Source organism: Parapedobacter brassicae (assembly GCF_051400755.1).
GTDB lineage: Bacteria > Bacteroidota > Bacteroidia > Sphingobacteriales > Sphingobacteriaceae > Parapedobacter.
The window spans coordinates 163563-187559 of sequence record NZ_JBLFFL010000003.1 but is presented as its reverse complement, the minus strand read 5'-3'; the positions used below and the strand labels follow the sequence as shown (position 1 = coordinate 187559).

23 protein-coding genes are annotated in these 23997 nt (G+C 54.4%); 7 read left to right on the top strand and 16 right to left on the bottom strand.

The window, feature by feature from the left end:
* Genes ACMGDE_RS10105 through ACMGDE_RS10090 form a run of 4 tightly spaced genes read right to left on the bottom strand, consistent with a single transcriptional unit; the run spans position 1 to position 3575 of the window.
* Entirely contained in the window at positions 1-1128 is a 1128-nt protein-coding gene (locus ACMGDE_RS10105) for a beta-ketoacyl-[acyl-carrier-protein] synthase family protein (RefSeq protein WP_436832664.1), read from the bottom strand.
* Entirely contained in the window at positions 1125-1544 is a 420-nt protein-coding gene (locus ACMGDE_RS10100) for an acyl-CoA thioesterase (RefSeq protein ID WP_436832663.1), read from the bottom strand. Before ACMGDE_RS10100 ends, ACMGDE_RS10105 begins: the two co-directional genes overlap by 4 nt.
* Entirely contained in the window at positions 1544-2830 is a 1287-nt protein-coding gene (locus ACMGDE_RS10095; protein ID WP_436832662.1) for an ABC transporter permease, read from the bottom strand. The genes ACMGDE_RS10100 and ACMGDE_RS10095 overlap by 1 nt, the downstream gene beginning before the upstream one ends.
* Positions 2823-3575 (bottom strand): ABC transporter ATP-binding protein, encoded by a 753-nt coding sequence (locus ACMGDE_RS10090; RefSeq protein ID WP_436832661.1) that lies wholly within the window; start codon positions 3573-3575, stop codon positions 2823-2825. Before ACMGDE_RS10090 ends, ACMGDE_RS10095 begins: the two co-directional genes overlap by 8 nt.
* A 239-nt stretch (positions 3576-3814) precedes the next feature.
* On the opposite strand from ACMGDE_RS10090, the gene ACMGDE_RS10085 reads away from it, so the two are divergent.
* Positions 3815-6325 (top strand): family 20 glycosylhydrolase, encoded by a 2511-nt coding sequence (locus tag ACMGDE_RS10085; RefSeq protein ID WP_436832660.1) that lies wholly within the window; start codon positions 3815-3817, stop codon positions 6323-6325.
* 60 nt (positions 6326-6385) lie between these two features.
* Here the strand turns inward: ACMGDE_RS10085 and darH are convergent, their stop codons facing one another.
* From darH to flxA, 11 genes are read right to left on the bottom strand one after another with little or no spacing between them, the layout of a single operon-like run.
* Positions 6386-7381 carry a BtrH-related acyltransferase DarH gene (gene darH, locus ACMGDE_RS10080; protein ID WP_436832659.1) on the bottom strand — a complete coding sequence of 332 codons (996 nt, stop codon included), beginning with the start codon at positions 7379-7381 and terminating at the stop codon, positions 6386-6388.
* A gap of 8 nt (positions 7382-7389) precedes the next feature.
* Positions 7390-7791: a flexirubin biosynthesis protein DarG gene (gene DarG / locus ACMGDE_RS10075; protein ID WP_436832658.1), complete on the bottom strand. Its 402-nt coding sequence runs from the start codon at positions 7789-7791 to the stop codon at positions 7390-7392.
* 3 nt (positions 7792-7794) lie between these two features.
* On the bottom strand, positions 7795-8259 hold the full coding sequence (locus ACMGDE_RS10070; protein WP_436832657.1) for an ApeP family dehydratase: 465 nt from the start codon (positions 8257-8259) through the stop codon (positions 7795-7797).
* The gene (locus tag ACMGDE_RS10065; protein ID WP_436832656.1) at positions 8252-8689 is read right to left on the bottom strand and encodes a hotdog family protein; all 438 of its coding nucleotides are present in this window, start codon (positions 8687-8689) and stop codon (positions 8252-8254) included. Before ACMGDE_RS10065 ends, ACMGDE_RS10070 begins: the two co-directional genes overlap by 8 nt.
* Positions 8690-8693: 4 nt before the next feature.
* Entirely contained in the window at positions 8694-9827 is a 1134-nt protein-coding gene (gene darB, locus ACMGDE_RS10060) for a dialkylresorcinol biosynthesis protein DarB (RefSeq protein ID WP_436832655.1), read from the bottom strand.
* On the bottom strand, positions 9827-10759 hold the full coding sequence (locus tag ACMGDE_RS10055; protein WP_436832654.1) for a hypothetical protein: 933 nt from the start codon (positions 10757-10759) through the stop codon (positions 9827-9829). The genes darB and ACMGDE_RS10055 overlap by 1 nt, the downstream gene beginning before the upstream one ends.
* Positions 10760-10797: 38 nt before the next feature.
* The gene (locus tag ACMGDE_RS10050; protein WP_436832653.1) at positions 10798-11664 is read right to left on the bottom strand and encodes a lysophospholipid acyltransferase family protein; all 867 of its coding nucleotides are present in this window, start codon (positions 11662-11664) and stop codon (positions 10798-10800) included.
* Positions 11665-11673: 9 nt separating this feature from the next.
* Positions 11674-11925 (bottom strand): phosphopantetheine-binding protein, encoded by a 252-nt coding sequence (locus tag ACMGDE_RS10045; protein WP_436832652.1) that lies wholly within the window; start codon positions 11923-11925, stop codon positions 11674-11676.
* Between the two features lie 16 nt (positions 11926-11941).
* The gene (locus tag ACMGDE_RS10040; protein ID WP_436832651.1) at positions 11942-13159 is read right to left on the bottom strand and encodes a beta-ketoacyl-[acyl-carrier-protein] synthase family protein; all 1218 of its coding nucleotides are present in this window, start codon (positions 13157-13159) and stop codon (positions 11942-11944) included.
* Complete coding sequence (gene flxB, locus ACMGDE_RS10035; RefSeq protein WP_436832650.1) at positions 13160-13900, bottom strand: flexirubin biosynthesis SDR family reductase FlxB; 741 nt, start codon at positions 13898-13900, stop codon at positions 13160-13162.
* On the bottom strand, positions 13900-15432 hold the full coding sequence (gene flxA / locus ACMGDE_RS10030) for a flexirubin biosynthesis tyrosine ammonia-lyase FlxA (protein WP_436832649.1): 1533 nt from the start codon (positions 15430-15432) through the stop codon (positions 13900-13902). The genes flxB and flxA overlap by 1 nt, the downstream gene beginning before the upstream one ends.
* A 96-nt stretch (positions 15433-15528) precedes the next feature.
* Here flxA and ACMGDE_RS10025 point away from each other — a divergent pair, with 96 nt between their 5' ends.
* Genes ACMGDE_RS10025 through flxY form a run of 3 tightly spaced genes read left to right on the top strand, consistent with a single transcriptional unit; the run spans position 15529 to position 19745 of the window.
* Entirely contained in the window at positions 15529-16752 is a 1224-nt protein-coding gene (locus ACMGDE_RS10025) for an NAD(P)/FAD-dependent oxidoreductase (protein ID WP_436832648.1), read from the top strand.
* A 28-nt stretch (positions 16753-16780) separates the two neighbouring features.
* On the top strand, positions 16781-18484 hold the full coding sequence (locus ACMGDE_RS10020; protein WP_436832647.1) for a C45 family autoproteolytic acyltransferase/hydrolase: 1704 nt from the start codon (positions 16781-16783) through the stop codon (positions 18482-18484).
* Complete coding sequence (flxY, locus tag ACMGDE_RS10015; protein ID WP_436832646.1) at positions 18450-19745, top strand: flexirubin biosynthesis putative acyl-CoA ligase FlxY; 1296 nt, start codon at positions 18450-18452, stop codon at positions 19743-19745. Before ACMGDE_RS10020 ends, flxY begins: the two co-directional genes overlap by 35 nt.
* Here flxY and ACMGDE_RS10010 read toward each other — a convergent pair.
* Positions 19733-20791: a threonine aldolase family protein gene (locus ACMGDE_RS10010; RefSeq protein ID WP_436832645.1), complete on the bottom strand. Its 1059-nt coding sequence runs from the start codon at positions 20789-20791 to the stop codon at positions 19733-19735. The genes flxY and ACMGDE_RS10010 overlap by 13 nt on opposite strands.
* 161 nt (positions 20792-20952) lie before the next feature.
* On the opposite strand from ACMGDE_RS10010, the gene ACMGDE_RS10005 reads away from it, so the two are divergent.
* From ACMGDE_RS10005 to ACMGDE_RS09995, 3 genes are all read left to right on the top strand, one after another.
* Positions 20953-21312 (top strand): response regulator, encoded by a 360-nt coding sequence (locus ACMGDE_RS10005; protein WP_436832644.1) that lies wholly within the window; start codon positions 20953-20955, stop codon positions 21310-21312.
* A gap of 82 nt (positions 21313-21394) precedes the next feature.
* Positions 21395-23356, top strand: a complete 1962-nt coding sequence (locus ACMGDE_RS10000) for a tetratricopeptide repeat-containing sensor histidine kinase (protein ID WP_436832643.1) — start codon at positions 21395-21397, stop codon at positions 23354-23356.
* Positions 23353-23979: a response regulator gene (locus ACMGDE_RS09995; RefSeq protein ID WP_436832642.1), complete on the top strand. Its 627-nt coding sequence runs from the start codon at positions 23353-23355 to the stop codon at positions 23977-23979. The genes ACMGDE_RS10000 and ACMGDE_RS09995 overlap by 4 nt, the downstream gene beginning before the upstream one ends.
* Positions 23980-23997 lie beyond the last annotated feature (18 nt).

Sequence of the window (23997 nt, the reverse complement as noted above, 5' to 3'; positions counted from 1 at the left end):
TTATGCCTGTTGGAATACCGTAGCAATGTTGCAGCCGCCGAACCCCGATGCGGTTTTCAGGAAGGTATGCAGGGTCCGTTGCGTGGTCTCCCGGATGATGTTGAGGGGCTCACTGGTGCCTTGGTGATGAAAGCCGAGAGAAGGAATGAGCGTGTTGTTTCGCAGTGAATAGATGCCCAGCACGGTTTCCAGCAGTCCGCTGGCGCCCAGGGTATGTCCATAATACCCTTTGAGGCTATGCACGGGTACGGATAGTAAATCACTCCTTTGGAGTGCGATGGCTTCCATCTCATCATTATAGGCCGTGGCCGTGCCATGCGCCGATATAAAGTCAAGTGCCGGCTCACCGGCCTCGCGCAGGGCTTCCCGGATGCTCCGGTACAGGCCTTCGCCGGTGCGGGATGGGCCGGAGATGTGGTTGGCATCGTTATAGGAGCCCACGCCCATGATCTTGATGGCCCCTTCGGATGGCGTCTTCGAAAGGTACACGGCCGCTATGGCTTCACCGAGGTTCAGCCCCTTACGGTCTCGGTCGAAGGGGCGACAAGGCTCATCGGCCAGCGCTTGGAACGCATCGAAGCCAGCAACGATGAATTTTGACAACTCATCACCGCCAATGACGATGGCTTGCTCATATCCGTCGTGATATTGCAGGAGCTGCCGCGCCACCGAGATGGCCAGCGCGCCTGATATACAGGCATTCGAGAGCGTGATAAACCGGTTTTCAAAGCCCATGTAGCGCCGGATTTCATCGGCCATTACCGAGAGGTGCACACGCTCCGCTGCGAGGGCCGTAAGGGGGTCGTGCAGCAAGGAGACATTGCCCTTCGTTGTAGATAGCACCACCAAGGTCCGCTTGTCCAATGGGATTCGATGCTCGTCGACGAGGGCTTGCAGCGACCGGATGAACAGCCGCTCCAAGCGCGTATAGCGTTCGGGGTGGTCGATGTTGCCTGTCCACTGCTGTTCCTCGATCCGCGCCGCATAGAGGCGATGATCCGCCAACCAAGGGTCATCGACCGGCGCGATGGCCGTATCGCCACGCAATATCCGTTCAGCGTTGGCGGCACTCCCCATGCCGAGGGGCGTGATGAGGTGATCCCCGATCGCAAATACATCCGCTTTCATGGCAATCCGTGTTGGGTCTTCCAGTCTGCAAAGAACGGCGGATTCGTGAGCACCAGTTCACCACCCATATCGGTAAACACCTGGATGGTCTCACCCGTGGCCACCACTTGCTTGGTCGCGTTGAATATCGTGTAGCGGAACGCCATCTTGGCAGCGGCATGATTGATAAACACCGTCTCCACTTCCGCCCAGTCGCCGTGGCGTAGTGGCGATTTGTATTCACAGGTACATTTGACCACCGGCGCGAGGAAGCCATTGTCGCGTATGTGGCGGTATGAAATGCCAAACGCCTCTCCGAAGGCTTCCCGGCCATCCTCAAAGTAGGTGATGTAATGCCCGTGCCATACGATGCCAAGCGGATCGGTTTCGTTGAAGCGCACGCGGAAACGGGTAGTATGTTGAAGTAGCTGATTCATCAATTGGTTCGGTGTCTTTTGTCGTATAGGATAGCCGCCAGCAGGGTGGCGGCGAAGAACAGCAGCAGGTAACCCAATGGCCTGGCGATATCGCCGGCAGTGCCATTGCGCAGGATCACATCGTAAAATGCCGATATTCCCCAGTTCATCGGTGAAAAAGCAGACACCTTTTGCATCACTTCGGGCATGATGAACGTGGGTACCCACACACCACCGAGGGCAGCGAGGATGATGACGAAGATCGCGCCGAACGGTGCCGACTGCTCCTGGGTTTCGGCAATGGTGCCGATCAGGATGCCCAGGCCGATGGCCGCAAGGCCCGCCACGAAAGCGATCAGTACCATCAGCGGCAGCTGCGTGCCGGGGTCAAACGCAATCAGCCCGATGAGCGGAAAAATATACTTGGCGATGAGCAGCATCAATACAAACTGGATCAGGCAGATGCCTGTATAGGTGATGATTTTGCCGCCTAAGATGACGCCGTAGGAAACCGGACTGGTCCGCAGGCGGATGTAGGTGCCCAGGTTTTTCTCCTTAACCAGGTTGATGCCCAGAGGGACGACAATGAAGAAGATGCCAAACAGGATCCAGGCCGGTACGTTGTGCTGCACGGCGTTGGGGATGATGCCGTCGTCGCCCTTTTGGGCGATAGTTTCCTTGAAGGCGATGATGTCATCGTCCAGTAGGCCGGGGTCTTCCTCCAGCCCCATCTGGTCGATGAATACCGCGTATATTTTTTCTACCTCTACTTTTGAAAGGAGTTTTTCGATGCTGCTCTTCGTCGCGTTGCGGAAGGACTGGCCCGCCGCGGGATCGAAATAAATGGTCACTTCCTTGGTCTCCCATTGCGGCGTTTCCGCCGGTTGGACAGCGCTGTCGGCTGTCAGTGCAAATTCTCCCAGGATTTTATCGACATTATGGGCCACTTTTCCGCTCAGTTCAGCGCTCAGCCCTTCGGGGATCACCACGGCGATCTGATACCGGCCATCACCCACCAGCGCGCGTGCCTCGTTTTCGGTAAGCGGCTGCCCGCTGACCTTCGTTATCAGCTGTACATTGGGCGCCTCTGCCAGGTTTTGGGCGACCAGTCGGCCGATTTCGCCTTTATCCCCATCGACCAGCAGGATGGGCAATGTGGATTCGCCGACGGCCTTGAACGTGCTTTCTTGGATCAGCGTGATGGTGATGATCAACACCGACGGCATGAAAAACAGGATCGCAAGTCCACCCCAATCCCGCAGGAGGAGCAACAGCTCTTTATATGCCGATACCACCAATTTATGCATAATCCCTGAGTTGGCTGCCGGTGAGGTGGATAAACACATTCTCCAGGGTAGTTGCTCCCGGCACCGACGCAATGAGCTGCGCCGGTTCACCTTCCACCACGATTTTCCCGGCGTCAATGATGGCAATCCTGGTGCAGAAATGCTGGGCTTCATTGAGGTGGTGAGAGCTGTAGATGATGGTGGTGCCTTGCGCATTGAGCTCACGGAGCAGCGCCATGATCACCTCCTTCGATTGGACATCCACGCCCACTGTGGGCTCATCCAGAAACAGCACATCGGGCCGGTGCAAGATACCCGCCAGGAGGTTCACCCGTCGCTTCATGCCGCCCGAAAAGGTATCAATGGTCTTTTTGGCGAAGTCGGCCAGGCCGACGCGGTGCAACCCGTCGGCGATGCGGTGTTTCAATTCCGCAGCCGCAATGCCGTACAGGCTTCCGAAGTAATATAGGTTTTCTTCGGCGCTGAGGGTAGGGTATAGCGCATACTCTTGCGGTACGATCCCTACTTGTCGCTGAATTTTCCGGCGGTTTTTCCGATAGTTGAGGTTGTCGAGCCACCGCTCGCCGGAGGAGGGTTCTATCATTCCACAGAGCGTAGCGATCAGGGTCGTTTTGCCCGCCCCGTTGGGACCAAGTAAGCCGAAAATAGCCCCTTTGCTGATGGAAAGCGATAGATCGTTCAATGCATACCGGTCGCTGCCCTTGTAGCGCTTGGACAATTGATGCACGCGGATGATTTCCTCCATGGCACGAAAATAAGGGAAAAATATTGGAAAGCCTATGGCGAATTGGTTTTCTGATAGGCGCTGTAACCAAGCGTTCGGTCTGGAAGCCGGAGCTTGTCCCGACGTATGTCGGGGTTGCATCTGGTTGCAAAGCATTGCACAGTCTAGCCTCGCTTCGGCGTATCCGGCCGCTTCGGAAGTCCGAAGATTCGGAAATGTTATATATTAGCAATAAATTTGGCGTTTATAAACGATACAAAATGGTCATGATATATTGTCGACGTTTTTTTCAGCTTTTTGTCTTCGGATGCCTGGGGGCTTGTGCATCACCGTCCACATCGAGAGACGGCGTTCCATCGGCAGATGAGGTTCCGCCGCTGGCCCTTCGGTGGCAGATCGTGGCATCCCCGGGCACTAACCAATCCCTTTGTATCCTGAGCATCACTAATCGTTCTTCGGATACCTTGGGTGCCACGGGGTGGGCCATCTATTTCAATATCACGGGTGCCGCCGGCGTGGCCGAGTCGGACACCGTCATGGCCGGTATCGATTTCATCAATGGCGACTTTTTCGCCTTCTCCCCCCGGCCGGGCTGGAAGCCACTCGCTCCGGGAGCCACTGCACGGGTGCGTGTGTTGTCGCGCAGGCAGCGGAACATAACAGACATGCCCAAAGGTTTCTATGTAGTGACGGACGACCATCCACAGGGTGTGGCACTGCCCCTGGAGGTGACGCCCTTCGCCCCGGCAGACAGCCTGGAGCTGGAGCTGGCTGCCCGCGCCTATGTACAGCATGAATCCGTGAAGGACATCCCCTTAACTCAATTGCCGCCGGTACTGCCCACGCCCACCACATACGCCTATGCTGCTGGTACCTTCGAGTTGGGGCCTGACATCGCTATCATTGCCGATTCGGCTTTTAAACAGGAGGCCTTGTATTTACAGGGCGAGCTGGCCCATGTGTTGGCCCGGGCACCGGAGCTGGCCAATGACCGGCAGGGCAGGGCGGTGCGGCTGCGCCAGCGGGCGGGTGGACCTGCTGAGGGGTACTCGCTTACGGTGGATACCTCCGGCGTGCTGATCGAGGCCGCTACACGAGCTGGCGCGTTTTATGGCATCCAGACATTGAAAAACCTGCTGCCGCCCACTTCTTGGCGCGATAAGCAGTCGGCGGTCCGCATTCGGGGCGTCAGGATAACCGATGCACCGCGTTTTGCGCACCGTGCAGTGATGCTGGATGTGGGGCGCAACTTCCAGACCAAAGAACAGGTAATGAAGATCCTGGATCTCTTGGCGTTGTATAAGGTCAACGTCATGCATTTTCACTTCAGCGAAGATGAAGCCTGGCGCCTGGAGATACCGGGGTTGCCGGAGCTCACCGAAGTGGGGGTCAGACGTGGGCATACGCTTGATGATGCGCAGTACCTGATGCCATCCTACGGTTCGGGACCCCAAGCGGATAACACCACCGGCAGCGGCTTCTACAGCAGGGCGGATTATGTTGAGCTGCTGAAATATGCTGCGGAGCGGCACATTCGCGTCATCCCCGAAATCGAAACACCAGGCCATGCCCGTGCGGCCATCAAGTCCATGGATGCCCGCTACGCCAAGTACCTTGCCAAGGGAGATAGCACCGCAGCGCGCCAATACCTGCTGCGCGACGTGGAGGACCAGTCGGTGTACCGGTCTGTGCAAAACTGGAATGACAATGTTATCAACGTTGCATTGCCGTCTACCTACGCGTTTCTGGAAAAAGTGGTGGATGAACTCATTGCCATGCACAAGGAGGCCGGAGCGCCTTTACAAACCATCCATTTCGGCGGGGACGAGGTACCCAATGGCGTGTGGGAAAAATCGCCCGCCGTACGTCGTTTGCTGGCTGCCGAAGCGGACATTGCCCATACGGACGACCTGTGGTATTATTTTTTTAACCGCATCAATAAGGCGCTGACGTCCCGCGGACTTTACCTCTCGGGGTGGGAAGAAATCGGGATGAAGAAGGCGGTGGTGAACGGGCGCAAGCGCATGGTGGTGGATCCGCGTTTCGCCGATGAAAATTTCCATACCGATGTGTGGGCCAACCAAGGCGCGAATGTCGATCTCGCTTACCGCCTGGCCAATGCGGGGTATCAGGTGGTGCTCACCAACGTGACGAATTTTTATTTTGACCTGGCGTATAGCGAGAGTTTCTACGAGCCCGGCCAATATTGGGGCGGGTATGTCGATATCGAAAAACCCTTCCGGTTCGTTCCCCATGATTATTACCGGAGCCTGGAAGAACCGGGCAGTGGCGTGCGGCTCAGCGCTAGCGGCAATATCGTTGGACTACAGGCGCCCCTGTGGAGCGAGATCATCACCTCGCCGGAGCGCATGGAATACCTGATGCTGCCTAAATTATTCGGACTTGCCGAGCGCGCTTGGGCGGCTGATCCGGCATGGGCGAGCGGAGCTGAGGGAACCCGGTCGGAAGCCTTGTATGCGGCTGATTGGGCGGCGTTCTTAAATGCACTGGGCAAGCGGGAGCTGCCCCGGCTGGATCATTATGGAGGAGGGTACCAATACCGTATTCCTCCGGCCGGAATAGTCGAGCGGGGAGGCAAGCTGCATGCCAATGTGCAGTTTCCCGGATTCGTCATCCGGTATACCACCGATGGGAGTGAACCTACCACACAAAGCGACCAATATACGAAACCCCTGCCCGCCACGGGGACCATTGCGTTCCGGGTATTCAACGCCGATGGACGGGGTGGGCGTACGGTGTATTGGAAATAGTTAGTCTGGAGCCAATGCCCTCACGCCTTGGCTCCAGCGCCTTGGGTGGATGGGGCCTGGTTATATATCCTTCTTCAACTGCCTAAAAAACACCTTTTCGCGCTCCGCGATGGCCGTTAGCTGTTCAGCAAGCTGTTCGTATACATCGTCCCCCGCTTTGCGGTTTTTATAGACGCGGGAAATATCCAGGGCAAAGTCACGCCAGGCATCGCCAATGGCCGTCATTTCTTCCGATCGCTGCCGGAGTACGGGCTTGTCGAGCACTGATGCAGCTTCTTGGAGGAATGCGGCGTAGATAAAGCGGAAGCCTCCGCCCCCCGTGCCGATTTCTTCTTGCATGCGGACCAGCTGTCCGAGGTAGTGGTTTGTTTTCTTAATACCGATGGCCTTCGGCCATTTGCGGATGTTGCGTGCCACCCATTTCATGGCGTTCACGCCGATGATGGGTATTGGCGCCAGCATATCACTGCACGTTTGCCGGATGCCTTTTTTGATGGCTTTTTCCAGGTCGTAGTGCTCGGGCAACCGTTCGAGGTAGTAGAGGTGCCCTTTTGGGGGCAAGGCCCCTTTGGCGAAGCGCACGCGTTGGAGCTCCGTTTCGGTGAGCTGCGTGGTGTAGTCCATCACCGGGTCGCTGATGAGGTAGTGACCTGCTTCCTTTCCATAGACCACGAGGTTGTGTGCATTGAAGTGAAAACGGTATTCGTCCGGAAAATAGGTGAGGTGGTACACGCCTACCTGCAAGCCTACCGGAATGCCTTGGCTGAGTGTAGCGTCGAGCACGGCTTTCGCCTTTTCGGCCGACGAAAACCGTTGGTGCTTCACCTTAATGCCCAGCCGCTTGGCAAGCTTTCTGAAAATCTTGCCCGGCATGGGCCGGTAGCTGAATCCGGGTGCGAAGTTGACCTTGATAAATGGGAGATAGGCGAAAAACAGTCCGCTGCCGATGCCGAAGGCCATGGGCTCGGAGATGCTGACCCCCCGTTGGTTTAGCAAATTCGAAATAACCCCATTCTCGCAATGGGCGGACTGCCGGTGTTCAAACGATATCTTCATATTAGGGGTTACGGAATAGGTGCGCAGAGCTGTTCAACGGTGATGCCGAACACATCGGCATATTGCTGCAGCGTCTTGTCTTTCAATTTGGCGAAGCGCTTGGGAGAGAAGTGCCGTTTGGCTAGCCACCGATGCATGCCGACGTAGCTGGCCAGCAAGGGTACATCCATCCGGTGGAGTTCCATGTAATACGCTAGGGGGCTGAGCTTGCCTTCCGACACCGCTTGCTTCGTGGCGGCTATCCGTTCGTCGATGAGTTCCAGCGATTCATTCAGTGCCAAGGTCTTGGCTTCCCAGCCGCTGCTCGGCACCGTCGTATACCGGCCGTTTTCGTCCACTGCATAGCACAGTTCATGGACATGGCGCTTCGCCAGGCTCCCTTCGTCTTGTGGTACTTCGTCTTTCCTCATGCGTCACCGATCATTGGTTTGCAGTAGCATCTTCATCGTCGCTGTCAGGGCCGTCTCGCCATTCACCGAAACACGACCCTCGATATTACAAATTTTCAAAAAATCCGACGTAAAAACAAGCTCCGTGTGTGTGCTCGTCATCAGCAGATCGCCCACACGCGGGCATGCCGATACCTCCAGGTCAAGGATGGTGCTGATCACGCCCAGGTTATTTTTATTTTTATCCCACAGGGTTTCGTTAGGCCTGATAAAAAAGTAGTTCAGAAAAATGAAGCTCGTCTGGGCCAGGTTTTCCAACATGCCCATTTCAGAGAGGGTATTTTCGCTGACAAACAGACACGCCGGTTTTACCAAGAAAGATGTCAGGGTTTCCAGTCCATCCACGGAGATGACGCGATCTACCATGATCAGGGGTGGCCGGTGCGGGATAAGCTCCTCGATGTTAGGGAATGATACGGGGTTATCCAACTTCTTTCGCAATGACGGTTCGCATTTCGCCGGTGGCGATGATTTGTCCGTTGCAGCTCACCTCTCCCTGCACCGCCGTCACGCCAAACAGCTGCTGGACAATGTGTATGCGGGTACGGAGTCGGTCGCCCGCGCGGGGCAATTGGTGAATCTCAAACTGTTTGATCGAACCGATATAACCCACCGGCGGATGCAGATCGCGCAGAAAGTAGTCATACCCTTGATAGAGGGCGATGGTTTGCGCAAAATGCTCGATTACCCCGGCCTCCGTCAGGCAGCCGTTGCTGTCCACCAGCACGTGCCGGTCGGGAATGCGGTAGCCCGATACAATATGGTCGGTTTCATATTCAATGAGCTCATCAACCAGCACAAAAGGCGGTTGTTGCGGAATGAGTTTGCCGATGGCTTCCGGTGATGAAACGAGGCTCATGTCATTAGGTTACTTCCAACAGTACGTAAACATAAGAAAATCTTCCGCTTTCGGGGACAGATAATAGAATTTTTTCGCCGGATCGGAGTTTTCCCGAGTGAACTAGTTCTTCCAGCTGAATATAACTGGATGCCGACCCCACGTTGCCGACCTGATGGAGGTTGATGAACCACTTTTCTTCAGGGATGCCGATACCTGCTTTTTCGAACGCCTCCACCAACCGATCCTTAAAGAAATAAGATGAGATGTGCGGCAGGAAATGGTCGATCTCGCCTGCCGTCAGCTGATGCTTGCGCAAGATCTCCTGGATACTCTGCACCCCTTTCGGGATGATGTGCGCTTCCAGCAGCCGGATATCCTGCTTGATCGCAAAGATGGATTGATCGAGCCACGTTTCTGGCGAGGCATCGCTCCAGGGCAGCAGTTTCCCATCGATCTTGATGGCACCGGCATACATGCAGGGTTCCAGCTCATGGGCGTATGAGATGCCATCGATCCAGTGGATCATGAGTGAGATCCCCTCACCGGGCCGGTCGCCCAGCAGCATGGCCCCCGCACCGTCAGACAGCATCCACCGGAGAAAATCCTTTTCAAAGGCGATCATCGGATTTTGTTCAAGCGCCACAAACCGCTCAGACTCATTGTTGAATTTGTCGGCGCGCAGCCACGATGAAACCCGTTCAGAGCCGGTACACACCGCTTGTTTAGCACTGCCCGTCGCCAAGGCCATGTAGGCATATTTAAGCGCGTTCATGCCCGAAGTACAGATGCCCGAGGCGGCGTTGAGTTCCATGGGTTTGTTTTTCCACAGCCCATGCACCATGCTGGCGTGCGAGGGCAGCAGCTGATCGGGTGTAGACGTACCGCACGAAAGGATGTCAATCTGTAGCTTGTCCGCTCCGGACTGGGCCATCAGGTTATGGATGGCGGCAATAGTCAGCTCGGCATTGTTGTGCGTAGGCCGTCCCTCGGCATCAATGGCATAGTAGCGTGAGGTGATCCGATTGTTGCGCAGCACGATGGCACGTGCGCGCGATGGCGCGCCATTGATGACACCCAACACTTGTTCCATACGGTCATTGGGAATGGGATCATGTGGTAAAAACTTGGCTACGGCATTGATATATACCCTTGGCATCACCGGGATTCTTTGAAATTAATCGACTGAATGTATTTTGCCTCCTTCCTAATGATGGAAAGGAAGGGCAAATGTAATATTAAAAATAATAAACTCACGATAGGTGCGAGCACCCATATCGCAAAAAGCAGGTAATAGTTGAATGCGTTCAGCCAGGGCTTACGCGCCGCGGTGCCGGGCAACCCTTTGCTGCGGATGATGCTCGCCCACTTGGCAAACATTGTATTAGCCCTTTTATCGGTAAATACCAAGATCGGTTTGACGCGTACGGCACCTAACCGGATCAGTTCCCCTTGGAGGGTGGTGTAGTTACCTTCTTTGACGTGCGCACGTATCGGTACGCCGAATTTGGTGGACGCGCTGATGTCCTGATCCGAGACCCCCGGTTTCGGAAATATACCCAAATAGGAATCCTTCTTTCCCCCCATCATCCAGTGTACCACAGTGATCACGCTGATGTGGTTCAGATGCCGGTCTACCAGCGCCACATTGCCCACATGATTGGCCCCCATGCCATGCAAGGATTTCTTGACTTTCTCCTGGGCCATCGCCCACATGTTGCGGCAATTGATCACCGTGATGACCGGCTTGCCTTTCAGGAGCAGGTTGGCCTCCTCGCTTTGCAAAAACGAATTGAACGGTATGGAGGGCGAGAGGTACCACACCTGGTAGCCCAGGATGATCAGGTCATAGTCCTGCTGGAGCAGCCGCTCGTCCATCGGTTGCAGGGCACAGGGGATCCGGAGGAACGACTCCGGGAACACGTCGAAGAAACGGCGACTCTCCCAGGGGAAGGGATAGTCCTCCACCGGCTGTATCCGGTGAAAGGTCAGCTCTACCTCCGGGTCCGCTGCCAGTGGCTTGAGGATGTTATCGAGGATTTCCTTTTGCTGCCCGGTTTGGGAATAATAGATAATAAGAACCTTTTTCATGGCATCGCTTTACGTGTTCATCAACTACCAATCCCCCATCAAGCCTTCCAAAAATCATAATAATTAAACCATTGCAGTGGATATTTTGCCAGCATTTGTTCGATGCTCTGCGTATAGGCCTTCAGCAACGATTGGGCATCGCGGTGGTTAAAGGAGGCCGTCCGTGCGTACAGGTGGTAATGTTTGCGGCGCTCGCGCATCACATAAACAAAAAGCACCGGTGTGCTCAGTCGCGAACTGATCAGAAAAGGGCCAGCGGGAAAGCGGGCGGGCCGACCCAAAAAGTCGGCTGTCAGGGTCTTCGCATCGCCTACAAAGCGGTCTCCGGTAAAACAGATCATTCCCTTCTCGCCAATGACCTGATTGATCTCAAACACATGGGATAGGTCGTCCTTCACCACGATGAAGCCGGTTTTTGGTTTAGCCATGATGCCCGCCAAATAGGATTTAATGGCCCGTTGTTCCTCGTCGGTGGTCACCAGGTGTATCTGTTTCTCAAATTCGCCCATGAAATGCTGGGATACTTCAAAATTCCCCACATGGGCGCTGATGAGTATCCCCGCGCTATTGTCCTTCGCCAGCTGCCGGATGTGGTCAATACCATCAAATTCGTAGGTATACCGATGCGATAAGCCCGCGGTGATCGCCACCTTATCGATGATGGTCTGTCCAAACACGAAATAATTCAGATACGTATTGATCAGGCTACGGACGGCGCCGTTGCCGCGGTGAAGGCGAAAGTATCGATAAATGGCGCGCGTCTGCCGGGGCGAAAACACCACGTAATAGAGGGAGACGAAAAGGAGCAGGAGATAGGCGACATTGACCCCCGCATGTTTAATCAGGAAAATAAATATTTTGTATCCGGAAACGGTTCCCCTTGATTTTCCCTCCCATTCAGCCATTGGTGTTGATTAGGCGATGGCATGCAGCTTACTGCCGATTAGATCGTATAGGTCATTGAAGGTAAGGACGTTGGTAAAATCTTTGCTTTCCAGTTTTATGCCAAAATTCGATTCGATGATGACCACCAGGTCTACATAATCCAAGCTATCCAAATCCAGGGATTCCTTCAGGTTTGCCTCCGATTGGATCACCTTAGGTTCCACTTCAAATTCTTCGATCAAGAATCGATTGGTAATATCTATAATCTCATCCCTGCTCATAGCTGATGCTGCTCTATTACAGTTTTCTAACAATTAACGCGGAGTTTGTTCCACCAAACCCAAAAGAATTTGACAAAAATACATTAAAATTTTGGTTTATGGTATTTTTTACCAAACTCAACCCCTCAGCCGTTTCATCCACTTCTTCGAGGTTGATGTTGGGTGCGATGAAACTATTTTGCGCCATTAGGAGCGAATACACCACTTCGCTCGTCCCCGCCATCCAGCATTCGTGGCCGGTCATCGACTTGGTAGAACTCACATACGGACCGCCTCCGAACAGCTGCGATAGCGCCCGCGCTTCATTGGCGTCCCCCATGGGTGTAGACGTTGCATGGGCGTTGATGTACTCCACATCGGTGGGGGAGAGGCCGGCCTGTTGCAGGGCCATTTCCATTGCCCGTATGGGGCCTTCTACGTTTGGCGTAGAGATGTGCTCGCCATTGGAAGAGAAGCCGTAGCTGAGCACTTCCGCCAGGATGGGCGCACCCCGCCGCACGGCCGACTCATATTCTTCCAATACCACGGTGGCGGCACCACCGCCCGGCACCAGGCCGTTACGGTCTTTGTCAAATGGGCGCGAGGCCTTGGTCGGCTCCGCCTCCCGGTCCGAAAACACGCCCAGCCCGTCGAAGCTGGCCATGGCAAATTTGTTGGTTTCCTGAGCACCCCCGCAGATAATGCAATCCTGCAGCCCCTGTTTGATGAATAGGTACGCCAGCCCGATGGCGTGCGAGCCGCTGGCACAGGCCGCGCTGATGGTCATGTTGATGCCCCGGATGCGGTAGATCGTCGCCAGGTTCATCGTCACCGATGAGTTCATGGACTTGAAGATGGCACCCGATCCGACCAGTGTCGTATCCTTTTTTTGCCTGACAATATCGATCGACTCCATCACCGCCTGCGATACGCTGTCATTGCCGTAGATCAACCCCACGATGCGCTCATCGAAGAAGCCCTCATCGATACCCGCGTTTTGCAGGGCTTCGCAGGTGGCCACATAAGCATATTCGCTTTCTTCGCCCATGCTGATGCGCTGCCGGCGTGACAGTATTTTCGTGAGATCGGGTTTTTCCACTAGGCCGGTGAGCGCCGAGCGGTAGCCAAAGTCCTTGCGCTCCTGCGAAAAGACAATGCCTGAGCGGCCGTTGTAGAGCGATTCTTTTACGTCACTGAGGTTCTTGCCGAGTGACGAATAGATTCCCATTCCGGTGATGACGACTCTGCGTTCCATTCAAGAATAAATTCCCCCATTAATATTGATCACTTCCCCGGTAATATAAGATGCCTTCCTCGACGCTAAGAAACAGACCAGGTCGGCCACCTCCTCGGCTTTACCGAAGCGGTTTGCCGGTATCATTTTTTTCAGCTCCTGTTCATCCAGCGCCTTGGTCATCTCCGTGTCGATAAATCCCGGCGCCACGGCGTTGACCGTCACATGGCGCTTGGCCACCTCTTGCGCCAGGGCTTTGGTAGCGCCGATCAGGCCCGCCTTGGCCGCCGAATAGTTGACCTGTCCGGCGGTACCTTTCACCCCCGATATGGAGACGACGTTGATGATCCGGCCATAGCGGTGGCGGAGCAGGTCTTGCATCAGCGGCTTGGTCACATGGTAGAACCCATGGAGGCTGGTGTTGATCACGTCACTCCAGTCCGCCTGTTCCATCCATAAGAATAAGCCATCCCGCGCAATGCCCGCATTATTGACGATCACCTCGATCATGTCCTCGGGGTGCTGTGCTTTCCAGTTTTCCAGCTGCGCATGTGTTTCCGCCTGGTTGCTGACATCAAATGGCAGCAGCTCGGCCTCCCCGCCTTGGGCGATGATGATTTCCCGGGTGTCCTCGGCCGCCTTGGCATTCGCATGATAGTTGATGATCACCGGATAATTCAATTCGCCGGCCAGTGCGATGCATATTGCCCTGCCGATGCCTCGGGATCCCCCTGTCACCAATGCATATTTCTTACCCGCCATCAATTCGTCAGATCATGTGCTTTGATAAAGCTTTTTATCGCCATCAAATAAGGCGATAACGCAATATCTTCCTTAAAGATAGGAACAATTGAGCGGATATCCGTGTAAACTTGTTTACTTTTTGACGATAGCAGATCCCGGCATTCGAGCGCTTCTACGGCCTGTGTGAGCGTCAGCAGCTGCACCGCGAGCACCTCGTATGCATTGTCAATGACCTTCTTGGTGAGCCATGCCGCATTGGTGCCCATGCTCACGATGTCCTGATTATCCTTATTGTTCGGGATGCTATGCGTATAGATCGGGGTGGCCAGGGTTTGGTTTTCGGCCGTGGTAGAAGTGGCCGTAAATTGCGCCCCCTGCATGCCGAAGTTAAGTCCCAGTTTACCCAAATTGACGAACGAGGGCAGGATTTCATTCAGCGAAACATTGAGCAGGTAGTTCAACTGCCGCTCCATCAGCATAGATAGCTTGGTGATGGCGATACGCAGCTTATCCATTTCCAAGGCGATGTAGTCGCCGTGAAAGTTGCCCCCATGATACACATTTTCAGAAGCCACGTCAATGATGGGGTTGTCATTCGCTGAGTTGACCTCCTCGATCAGCGTGGCCGTGCAATACTGCAAGGTATCCCATATCGGTCCCAGGATCTGCGGCACGCAACGGATGGAATAGTATTCCTGTAGTTTATCCTTGAATACGGTTTCAGCCACCTTGCCACTATAGAAGTGGTCATGCCGTTTGCGGATCAGCTTGCTATCGGCCATCATTTCGCGCATCAGCGCAGCCACCTGCTGTTGCCCTTTATGCTTTTTCGTGCCGTTGAGCGTCTCCGAGAGGTGGTCGTCATACGCCCTCACCAGTTCATTTATCCATGCTGAGCAGGCAATCGACCAATGCAGCAGCCGCTGGGCATAGAGGACATTGACGATACCGATGCCCGTCATCACCGAAGTGCCGTTGATGAGGGCCAGCCCCTCACGGATGTGGATCTGCATGGGTTGCAGTCCTTCGCTGGCCAGCGCCTCCGCTGCAGGTATTTCCTTGCCGCGATAGATGACGTTGCCCTCGCCGATCATGTTCAGCGCCAGGTGAGCCAGCTGCACCAGGTCGCCACTGGCGCCTACGCCACCGTGCTGGTAGATGACCGGCAAGATGTCGCGGTTGAGCATCTCCTTCATGAGTTCCACGGCATTGAGGTGCACGCCCGAGTAGCCCAAAGACAGGGTGTGCAGGCGGGCCAGCAAGGTCGATTTGGCATACACCGGGTCCAGCACCTCTCCCATGCCCGCGGCATGGCTGCGGATGAGGTTGTATTGCAGCTGTACGCGGTCGGCCTCGTCTATCCGGTATTGCGCCATGGGGCCAAACCCGGTGTTGACGCCATAGATGATCTTATCCCTGGAGAAACGCTTCAGAAATTCGTGGCTTTGGTTGACGTTATCCGATGTGCTTTGCGGCAAGTTGACTTGTTGGCCTTCGAAGAGTACCGCATAAAAATCCGCCAAGGCAATCGGGTTCGATAGTTCTATCATTTAGGAAATGCATAAATTATAGCGGATGCAAACTTAGACAAACTTGCTTTTATATGCAACTTTGTCTAAGTTTGGCGCATCCATACCGCATACAGCATGACTTCGGAGCACGTTGATGTCTTAGTTATCGGAGCCGGGCCTTCGGGGGCAGTGGCGGCGTCCATCCTGCACCAAAAGGGCATCAGGCTAAAGGTCGTCGAGCGCGCGCATTTCCCGCGTTTCGTTATCGGCGAGAGCCTCATACCGCGTTGCATGGACCATTTTGACGAAGCCGGATTCGTCGAGGGGGTAGAAGCCAAGGGATTCGAAAAGAAGTTCGGCGCCCGCTTTCTTCGTGGAGATGAGGTGTGCTGGTTCGATTTCAGCCAGAAATTCTCGGCCGGGTGGGATTGGACCTGGCAGCTTCCGCGGGCCGAATTTGATCAGACCCTTACCGATATCCTGCAACGCCGGGGCGTCGACATCGCCTTTGGCACCACGGTAGAGCGGGTGGTGTTTGACGGTACCGATTCGTTGACCACCGTATGCGATGAGCAGGGCAACCGCACGGAAATCCATGCCCGGTACCTCATCGATGCCAGTGGTTACGGCCGCGTATTGCCCCGCTTGCTGGATTTGGACAGCCCATCTACTTTTGCACCCATGGCCGCTACGTTTGTGCACGTACAGGATGCCCGTCGGCCTGGCGGGGTCGAAGGTACGCGTATTACCTTTGATGTGTTAGCGCAGCAGGAGTGGTTTTGGGTGATCCCCTTTGCTGATGGGCGGACCTCATTGGGATTGGTGTGCCCCCAAGAACGGTTAGCCGCCATCCATCAAGGCGATAATGCCCGTACCTTTCAATACATCATCCAGCAGTCGGCGCATTACCGGGATCGGTTCCAGGGGTTGGACTTCCTGTTTGAGCCGAAGCAGATCGTGTCGTACGCCAAGGCGGTAAAGAAGCTCTATGGCGAAGGTTTCGCCCTCACGGGCAACAGCGCCGAGTTTTTGGACCCCGTGTTTTCTTCGGGCGTTTGCTTCGCGACCGAATCGGGGGCGCTGGCCGCCAAGCTCGCGGCCAGGCAGCTGGCAGGCGACGCGGTAGATTGGGAACGCGAATACGAAGAGCACATGCTGTGGGGGATCAACGTGTTCCGCTCCTACATACGCGATTGGTATTCTGGTGATCTGCAGAAATTCTTCTTCCACCAAGAGGTCAATGAAGACGTCCGCCGAAAAGTGTGTTCCGTATTGGCCGGCTATGTATGGGATAAGGAAAATCCGTTTGTCAAGAAACACGACCGCGCGGTACGCGCGGTGACGCATTTGTTGAGGTAGCGATTGGTGGTTGGTTTATAAAATTGAGTTGTCGAAGTTATCCCGTTATCAGATAGGCATCCTCTCAGCGTGGGCGGCGCTGTTACTGGTCACCTCCTGTGCGGGTGTCAAGCGGCTCCCGCCAGTGGCCCAGTACGGCACCCAGGTAGGGGAGCGGGCGGCGCCGTCGCCCCATTACTATGTGATGCCCCACGGCACACTCCGCAAAAACCAACAGGGCATCTGGGAATTATTCGTCACCGGCGACCCCTCGGAGCGGGGGCTCACCATGGGCATGCTGACCAAGGAGCTGCTCGATAAGCAAGAGGCAGCTTTCTTTTCGCGGGTAGATGAGCTAGTGCCTTCGCGGTTTCGGCAACGCCTGCTGCGGAGTTTCCTCCGTTTCTTCAACCGGCGGCTGGCCGACCATATCCCCATCGAATATCAATGCGAAATATACGGCATCTCCCGTTCGGCGTCCGACACCTTCAACTTCATGGCCCCGCCGTATCAGCGGCTGCTGTACGTTCATGGCGCGCATGACATCGGGCACGCCCTGCGTGACCTCGCGTTGGTGGGGTGCACCTCTTTTGCCGCCTGGGGGTCGCAGACCGCCGACGGAAAGCTGCTGATCGGGCGCAATTTCGATTTCTACATGGGCGATGCATTCTCCGAAGAGAAGATCGTCGCCTTCATCCAGCCCGACAGCGGGTATAACCACGCCATGGTCACCTGGGCGGGCATGGTCGGAGCGGTATCCGGCATGAATGAAAAAGGGCTCACCGTTACCATCAATGCCGGCAAGTCAGACCGGCCGCTTCAGGCCAAGACACCCATATCGCTCCTGACGCGCGAGATCCTCCAATACGCCGCTACCATCGATGAGGCCATCCACATCGCCCAGCAACACGAAGTCTTCGTTTCCGAATCCATCCTTGTAGGCAGTGCGGCAGATGGGAGGGCGGCCCTCATCGAAGTATCGCCCCAGAAGTTCGGTGTATACGAAGTAGCCAATAGCGCTGAGCTGCTGGTGTGTGCCAACCATTTCCAGAGCCAGCCCTATCAAACGGACCGAAATAACCTGCGGCGGCTGGCCGAGAGCCATTCCCAATACCGGTTTGACCGTATGCATGAGCTGATCGCGTCTACGCCGCCGCTCACTCCCGCGCTGGCGGCTGCCGCGCTGCGCAACCGCGAGGGCAAAGGGGGTGCACGCCTAGGGTATGGCAACGAAATGGCCATTAACCAACTGCTCGCGCACCATGGCGTCATCTTCCAGCCCGAAGACCGCCGGATGTGGGTATCGGCCAATCCTTACCAACTGGGTGCGTTTGTCGCGTATGATCTGGACGAGGTATTCAGCAAAGCGCCTTTGTCGGGCACGGACATCCCCTTGGCCAGCCATGCGCTGGATATCCCGGCTGATCAGTTCATGCACTCCGTTGAATTTGAAAATTATCAAACCTTCCGGAAAAAACTAAAGGAGCTGAATGCGGCCATCGCCGCAAAGGCACCGTTGCCTGACGATACGCTGGCGCATTTCCTGCAGCTCAATCCCGAATTTTGGAAAACCAGTTTTCTCATCGGCGAATATTATTTCAGTCAACGGCAATATGCAAAAGCTTTGTCTTTTTTCCGGCAGGCCGCCGGCAAAGAAGTGACCACCGCGCCCGATAGGGCATTGATCGAAAAACGGATTAAGCAATGTGAGCAAAAATATGATACCCATACCAGCCATCGAACAAGCCGATAAAATCGCCGTTAAGCGGTTTCAGGAAGAAAAGTTGCAGCAATTGCTGGCTTACCTTCGGGTCCATTCCACCTATTACCGGGAGCTGTTCCGCTCCCAGGGTATCGATTGGGGGGCCATCCGCCTGTTGGAAGACCTGCCGCGCATTCCGGTGACCACCAAAGACGACCTCCACCAGCACAACCGCGCGTTTCGCTGTGTCGATGCTGCGCAAGTAACCGATTACGTCACCACCTCGGGCACCTCCGGCGACCCCGTGTTGCTGGCCCTTACCGACGGCGACCTCGACCGGCTGGCGTACAACGAATCGCTATCCTACCAATGCATGGGCATGGCTGCCGGCCAAACCCTCCAGCTCACCACCACCATCGACCGGCGTTTCATGGCGGGCTTGGCCTATTTCCTCGGCGCACGCCGGGCCGGAATGGGTGTCGTGCGGGTAGGCTCCGGCGTACCCGAACTGCAGTGGGATACCATCGCGCGGGTGCAGCCGGATGCCATCGTCTGTGTCCCGTCGTTCCTGCTCAAGATGGTCGAGTATGCCGAGGCCAACGGCATCGACTTTCAGGGGAGCAGCGTCAAAAAGGCCCTGTGCATCGGCGAACCCCTGCGCCATCCCGATTTCTCCCTCAACACCCTGGCCGGGCGTATCCAGCGCCTATGGGGTATCCAGCTGTTTTCCACCTACGCCTCCACCGAAATGGCCACTGCATTTACCGAATGCAGCCATGGGGTAGGCGGGCACCATCACCCCGAATTGATCATCACCGAGTTCGTCGATGCCGACAATAACCCTGTGCCCGAAGGAGCGGCCGGCGAGCTGGTCGTCACCACCCTAGGTGTATCCGGCATGCCCCTGCTGCGCTTCAAGACCGGAGACATCCTGCAGCCCCATTACGAACCCTGCGCCTGCGGCCGTACCACCATGCGCCTCGGACCCGTCATCGGGCGCAATAACCAGATGATCAAATACAAAGGGACTACGCTATACCCACCCGCGATGTTTGACTTACTGAACGATTTTGAAGCGGTAGAAAATTACGTCATCGAGCTATCCAGAGACGAGTTCGGGGAAGATGAGATCACCGTGCGGGTTGGCGCCGCTCACCCTACAGACGAGCTCATGGCTAAGATCAAAGACCGGTTCCGGGCCAAGCTGCGCGTGAGCCCTACCATCAGTTTCGCTCCCATACCCGAGATCAACCGGATCAAGTTTCCCGAAAATTCGCGCAAAAGCGTTACCCTTATCGATCACCGGCGATAAGTTCGGTCAGCTGTCAGCCGGGTCAGATCCCCCAGGAACTGCGTGCAAATCGTCGCCGGTGTCGCCCACGAAGTCACCAGGCGTATCACCGCCTGTTCCCCGTCCAGTTGCTTCCATTGGTGAAACAAGTAGTTTTTTGCCAGCTCCTCCATAATGCTCTTGGGCAGTATCGGAAACAGTTGATTAGACTGCGGCGGCACCAAAAAGGCGTATCCCAGCTGTTCAAAAACCGACACCATGCCCAGCGCGGTCGCATTGGCATGAGCAGCCAGCTCAAAGATCAGGTTGTCACGAAACAATTCACGGAATTGCAACCCCAGCACCCGCCCCTTGGCCAGCATTGCACCCGTTTGCTTGAGGTAATGTTTAAACCCCTTTTTAAGTTCCGGGTGCGTAATCACGATCGCTTCACCCAGCAGTGCACCGTTTTTGGTGCCGCCGATATAAAACGCATCCGTCCATTCCGCCACGTCCGCCAGCGTCAGGTCGTTGTCCTCAGCCATCAGCGCCGCCGGGAGGCGGGCACCGTCCAGGTAAAGGTACCATCCCTGTTTGCGGCAAAAATCCGACAACGCCTTCAGCTCCGCCTTGGTATACAGCGTGCCCAATTCCGTCGTATTCGAGATATACACCATCTTCGGTTGCGTACTTCCCACCACGCCCGATTGGGCTAATAAGGGCGTCAGGAGCTCCACATTCAACTTGCCATCCGGCGTGTCTATGGCCTCCACCCGGTGTCCACCCGCTTCGATGGCACCGCCCTCATGGCCGTTGATGTGGCCCGTCTGCGCCGATAAGACCGACTCATACGACCGCAATGCTGCACCGATCACAATCAAGTTGGCCTGCGTGCCACCCGAAACAAAATGAATATCGGCATCGTGACCCGGCAATAAGTCGCCGATCAGTGATTTCGCTTCCGCCGAATACACATCATTGCCGTAGCCGATCTGTTGTGATAAGGAAGTTTCTTGAAGCGCAGCCAAAATACGCGGATGGCAGCCCTCGCTGTAGTCGTCTCTGAAAAAATAACGGTAAGTGCTCATGAATATGCGATACTGGTCGATTCGGTTCAAACTTACACATTGTATCAGTTAAATGCAATTTCAGTACAAACTTGCCATTTGACAATTTAAAACGTTTTATTTAGCTTTGCGTCTGCGGCAATTGCCGAGAATAATCTACTAATGAACTTCGACCTAATACTTTGAAAAACAAACTGCTTTATATTGAAGACGATTTGGATGTTTCTGCCCTGATCACCGAAATCATGGAATACGAACAGTACGAAGTGATCACGGACAATGGCAAATCGATGTTTAAGATTCTCCGGGAAAACAAGGTTGGTCTCATTCTGCTTGACCAGCGGTTGTTTTGGACCACCGGCAGCCAGCTGTGCATGGAGCTGAAAGCCAGTCCAGAGACGAAGGATATCCCCGTTATCATGATATCAGCTTCTCCCAACATCGCTCACATTTCAAAAACCTGCGGAGCTGTCGGCTACATCAGGAAACCATTCGACATGTATGATGCCATTGCCATGGTGGCGAAGCATTTTCGGGAGTAATACAATCCAGCTTGCAGGCCAGCCCTTCCGGAAAGTTGCCTGTCGTTTGCAAATCTGCCGTATCTTGTCGAAATTCGTTTTAATGGCTCACATTAAACGCGTTCTGTGTCTACTGCTTATGGTTATCAATGATAAGGCATTTGCGCAGCAGACAATGCCCCAAAACCGGTATACCGACAGCGTTCTTGCGGTCATCAAAAACCTCACGGACCAAGACAAAAAATTTACCGGCTATCTTGATTTAAGCCTTTATTGGAGCGAAATTGACACAACCAAAGCCTATCATTTTATAGATGAAGCAAAAAAGCTCCTTTCCGGTCGTGCTTCTGATTTTCAGAAAGGACTGGTCCACCTATACACCGCCAACGTGATTTTCAGTCATGATATTGAACGCGCCCGAACGGCGTATATGCATGCCGATCAATTGCTTTCTGCATACCAAAATCCCGTGTCTTATAAATACCGCTCTAAAGTTTGGAATAATTACGGCATCCTTTATCAATTGGAAGACCGTCCCGAAGCATACATGCAGGTCATCATAGACAAGGCGATCCCCTATGCCCGCCTTGCTGGAGACAGTTTGGCTGCTGCAAACGGTTTGACCAACATTGGCCTGCTGCTCACCAATAAGTTGCTATATGACCGGGCGGACCGGTATTTTGATCAGGCTATCCAGGCGTTGCAACACGGGGAAGGCGACAAGCGGAATCTATTCACGGCCTATATCTACGCAGCAAACGCAGCTATACTGGGCGACAATCTGCAACGGGGCAGGCAGTATCTCGATCAGGCATCTGCATTGAGCAGATCCATGCCCCATTCCCCAGACATTCCTTATTATTACCGCACAGAGGGCCGTTATCATCGTTATGTAAAAGAATACGATACGGCAAAAGATTATCTCCTGAGGGCCATAGCGTTTGAAAAAACCGGGTATGACGATAAGGCCATCCGAGACAGTTACTACGAATTATTTCAAACCTACCGGGACGAGGGCCGGTACACCGAAGCAAAAAAGATGCTGCTGCAAGCCAATCAGTATGATTTTGGGGTTACCGCGGCAGACACCTTACTGCATTTGCGTGAAATGGCCGATATCAATTACAAACTCGGCAATCACAACTTAGCTTTCGAGCAGATGCAGCGATACGCACTGGCGAAGGACAGCCTTTCTCGCGCAGACAATACCAATGAAATCCTGGCGCTCGAAAAACGGTTCGAGACCCTAGAAAAAGAAAACGAAATCCTCCGGTTGCAGGATGCCAATCAAAGACAGCGGCTGGCATTGGATAAGAACCGGATTTGGATTATGCTGTCCGCATCATTAGGTTTATTGGCCTCGGTCATTGCATTCTTTTTATGGAAGCTAGCGAAGGAGAAACTCCAATCCATGACACAAAAGGAGCGGCTGAGCCAATACCAAACCATACTGCACGTCCAGGAGGAAGAACGGAACCGAATCGCCCGCGACCTGCATGATGGCTTAGGGGGCCTTCTGGCGGGCATAAAACTCCGCCTATCCGCGTTGACTTCACGTAGTTTAAGCGCTGCACCGCAGGTGGAGGAAGAAGAAGAGTTGTCGCTTGTCATCGGGGATTTAAACACAGCATCCGATGAATTAAGGCGTATCGCCCGCAATATGATGCCCGAAACACTGCTGAATATCGGATTGGAACACGCGCTTTCCGACCTGTGCAAGTTTCTCAATTCCCTGCGTACCCGCATACTGTTCCAAGGATTAGACCTGAAACCAGCGTATACCGGTACCATAATGACAAACGTTTATCGCATCGTCCAGGAATTGCTCACCAATGCGCTGAAACATGCAGACGCTTCCCAGATCATCGTACAGTGCAGCGACGAGAAGGACCACCTGTTTCTCACTGTGGAAGACAACGGAAAAGGATTTGACGCCCTAAATCTAAAAACCGGTGGAATAGGACTTAAAAGCATCGAAAACCGGGTAGCCCTACTCAATGGTCGGATGGAAACAGATACCCAGCCGCACCGAGGCACCACCATCAGCATAACAATTCCGATATGACAAGAAAAATCAGACTCATCGTCGTAGACGACCATCCTGTAGTGTTGCAAGGCTTTGCTTACATGCTGCAGCACCTGCCGGAATTTGAACTGCTCGCCGATTTTAAGGAAGCCCGGCCGGCAATAGCCTTTATAGAACAACAAAAACCGGACGTGGTACTGCTGGACATCGGCTTGCCCGATATCAACGGGATCGAAGCGTGTAGCCAAATCACGAAAACCAACCCCGATATCAAAGTCATCGGAATCAGCAACAGCAACGAGTACAGCATCATCCGGCGCATGCTCGACGCAGGCGCATCGGGATATGTACTAAAGAATGCATCTGCCGAAGAAATCCGAACCTGTATCCATTCAGCAATAGCCGGCCAGACCGGGTTGAGCGAAGAAATAGACCGGTTGATCAACCACCCGAAGGCAAAAGATACCTTCCCGTTGTTGACCCGCCGGGAGCAAGAAGTGCTCGAACTGCTTGCCCGGGGGCTCAACTCACACGAGATCGGAGAAAAGATTTTCATCAGCCACCTGACCGTCGAAAGCTATCGAAGGACGTTACTCAAAAAATTCAATGCCAGCAACGTAGCCGCTTTGATTTATAAAGCTTCAGAGATGAAGTACATATGAGCCGAATCAATTGAATAT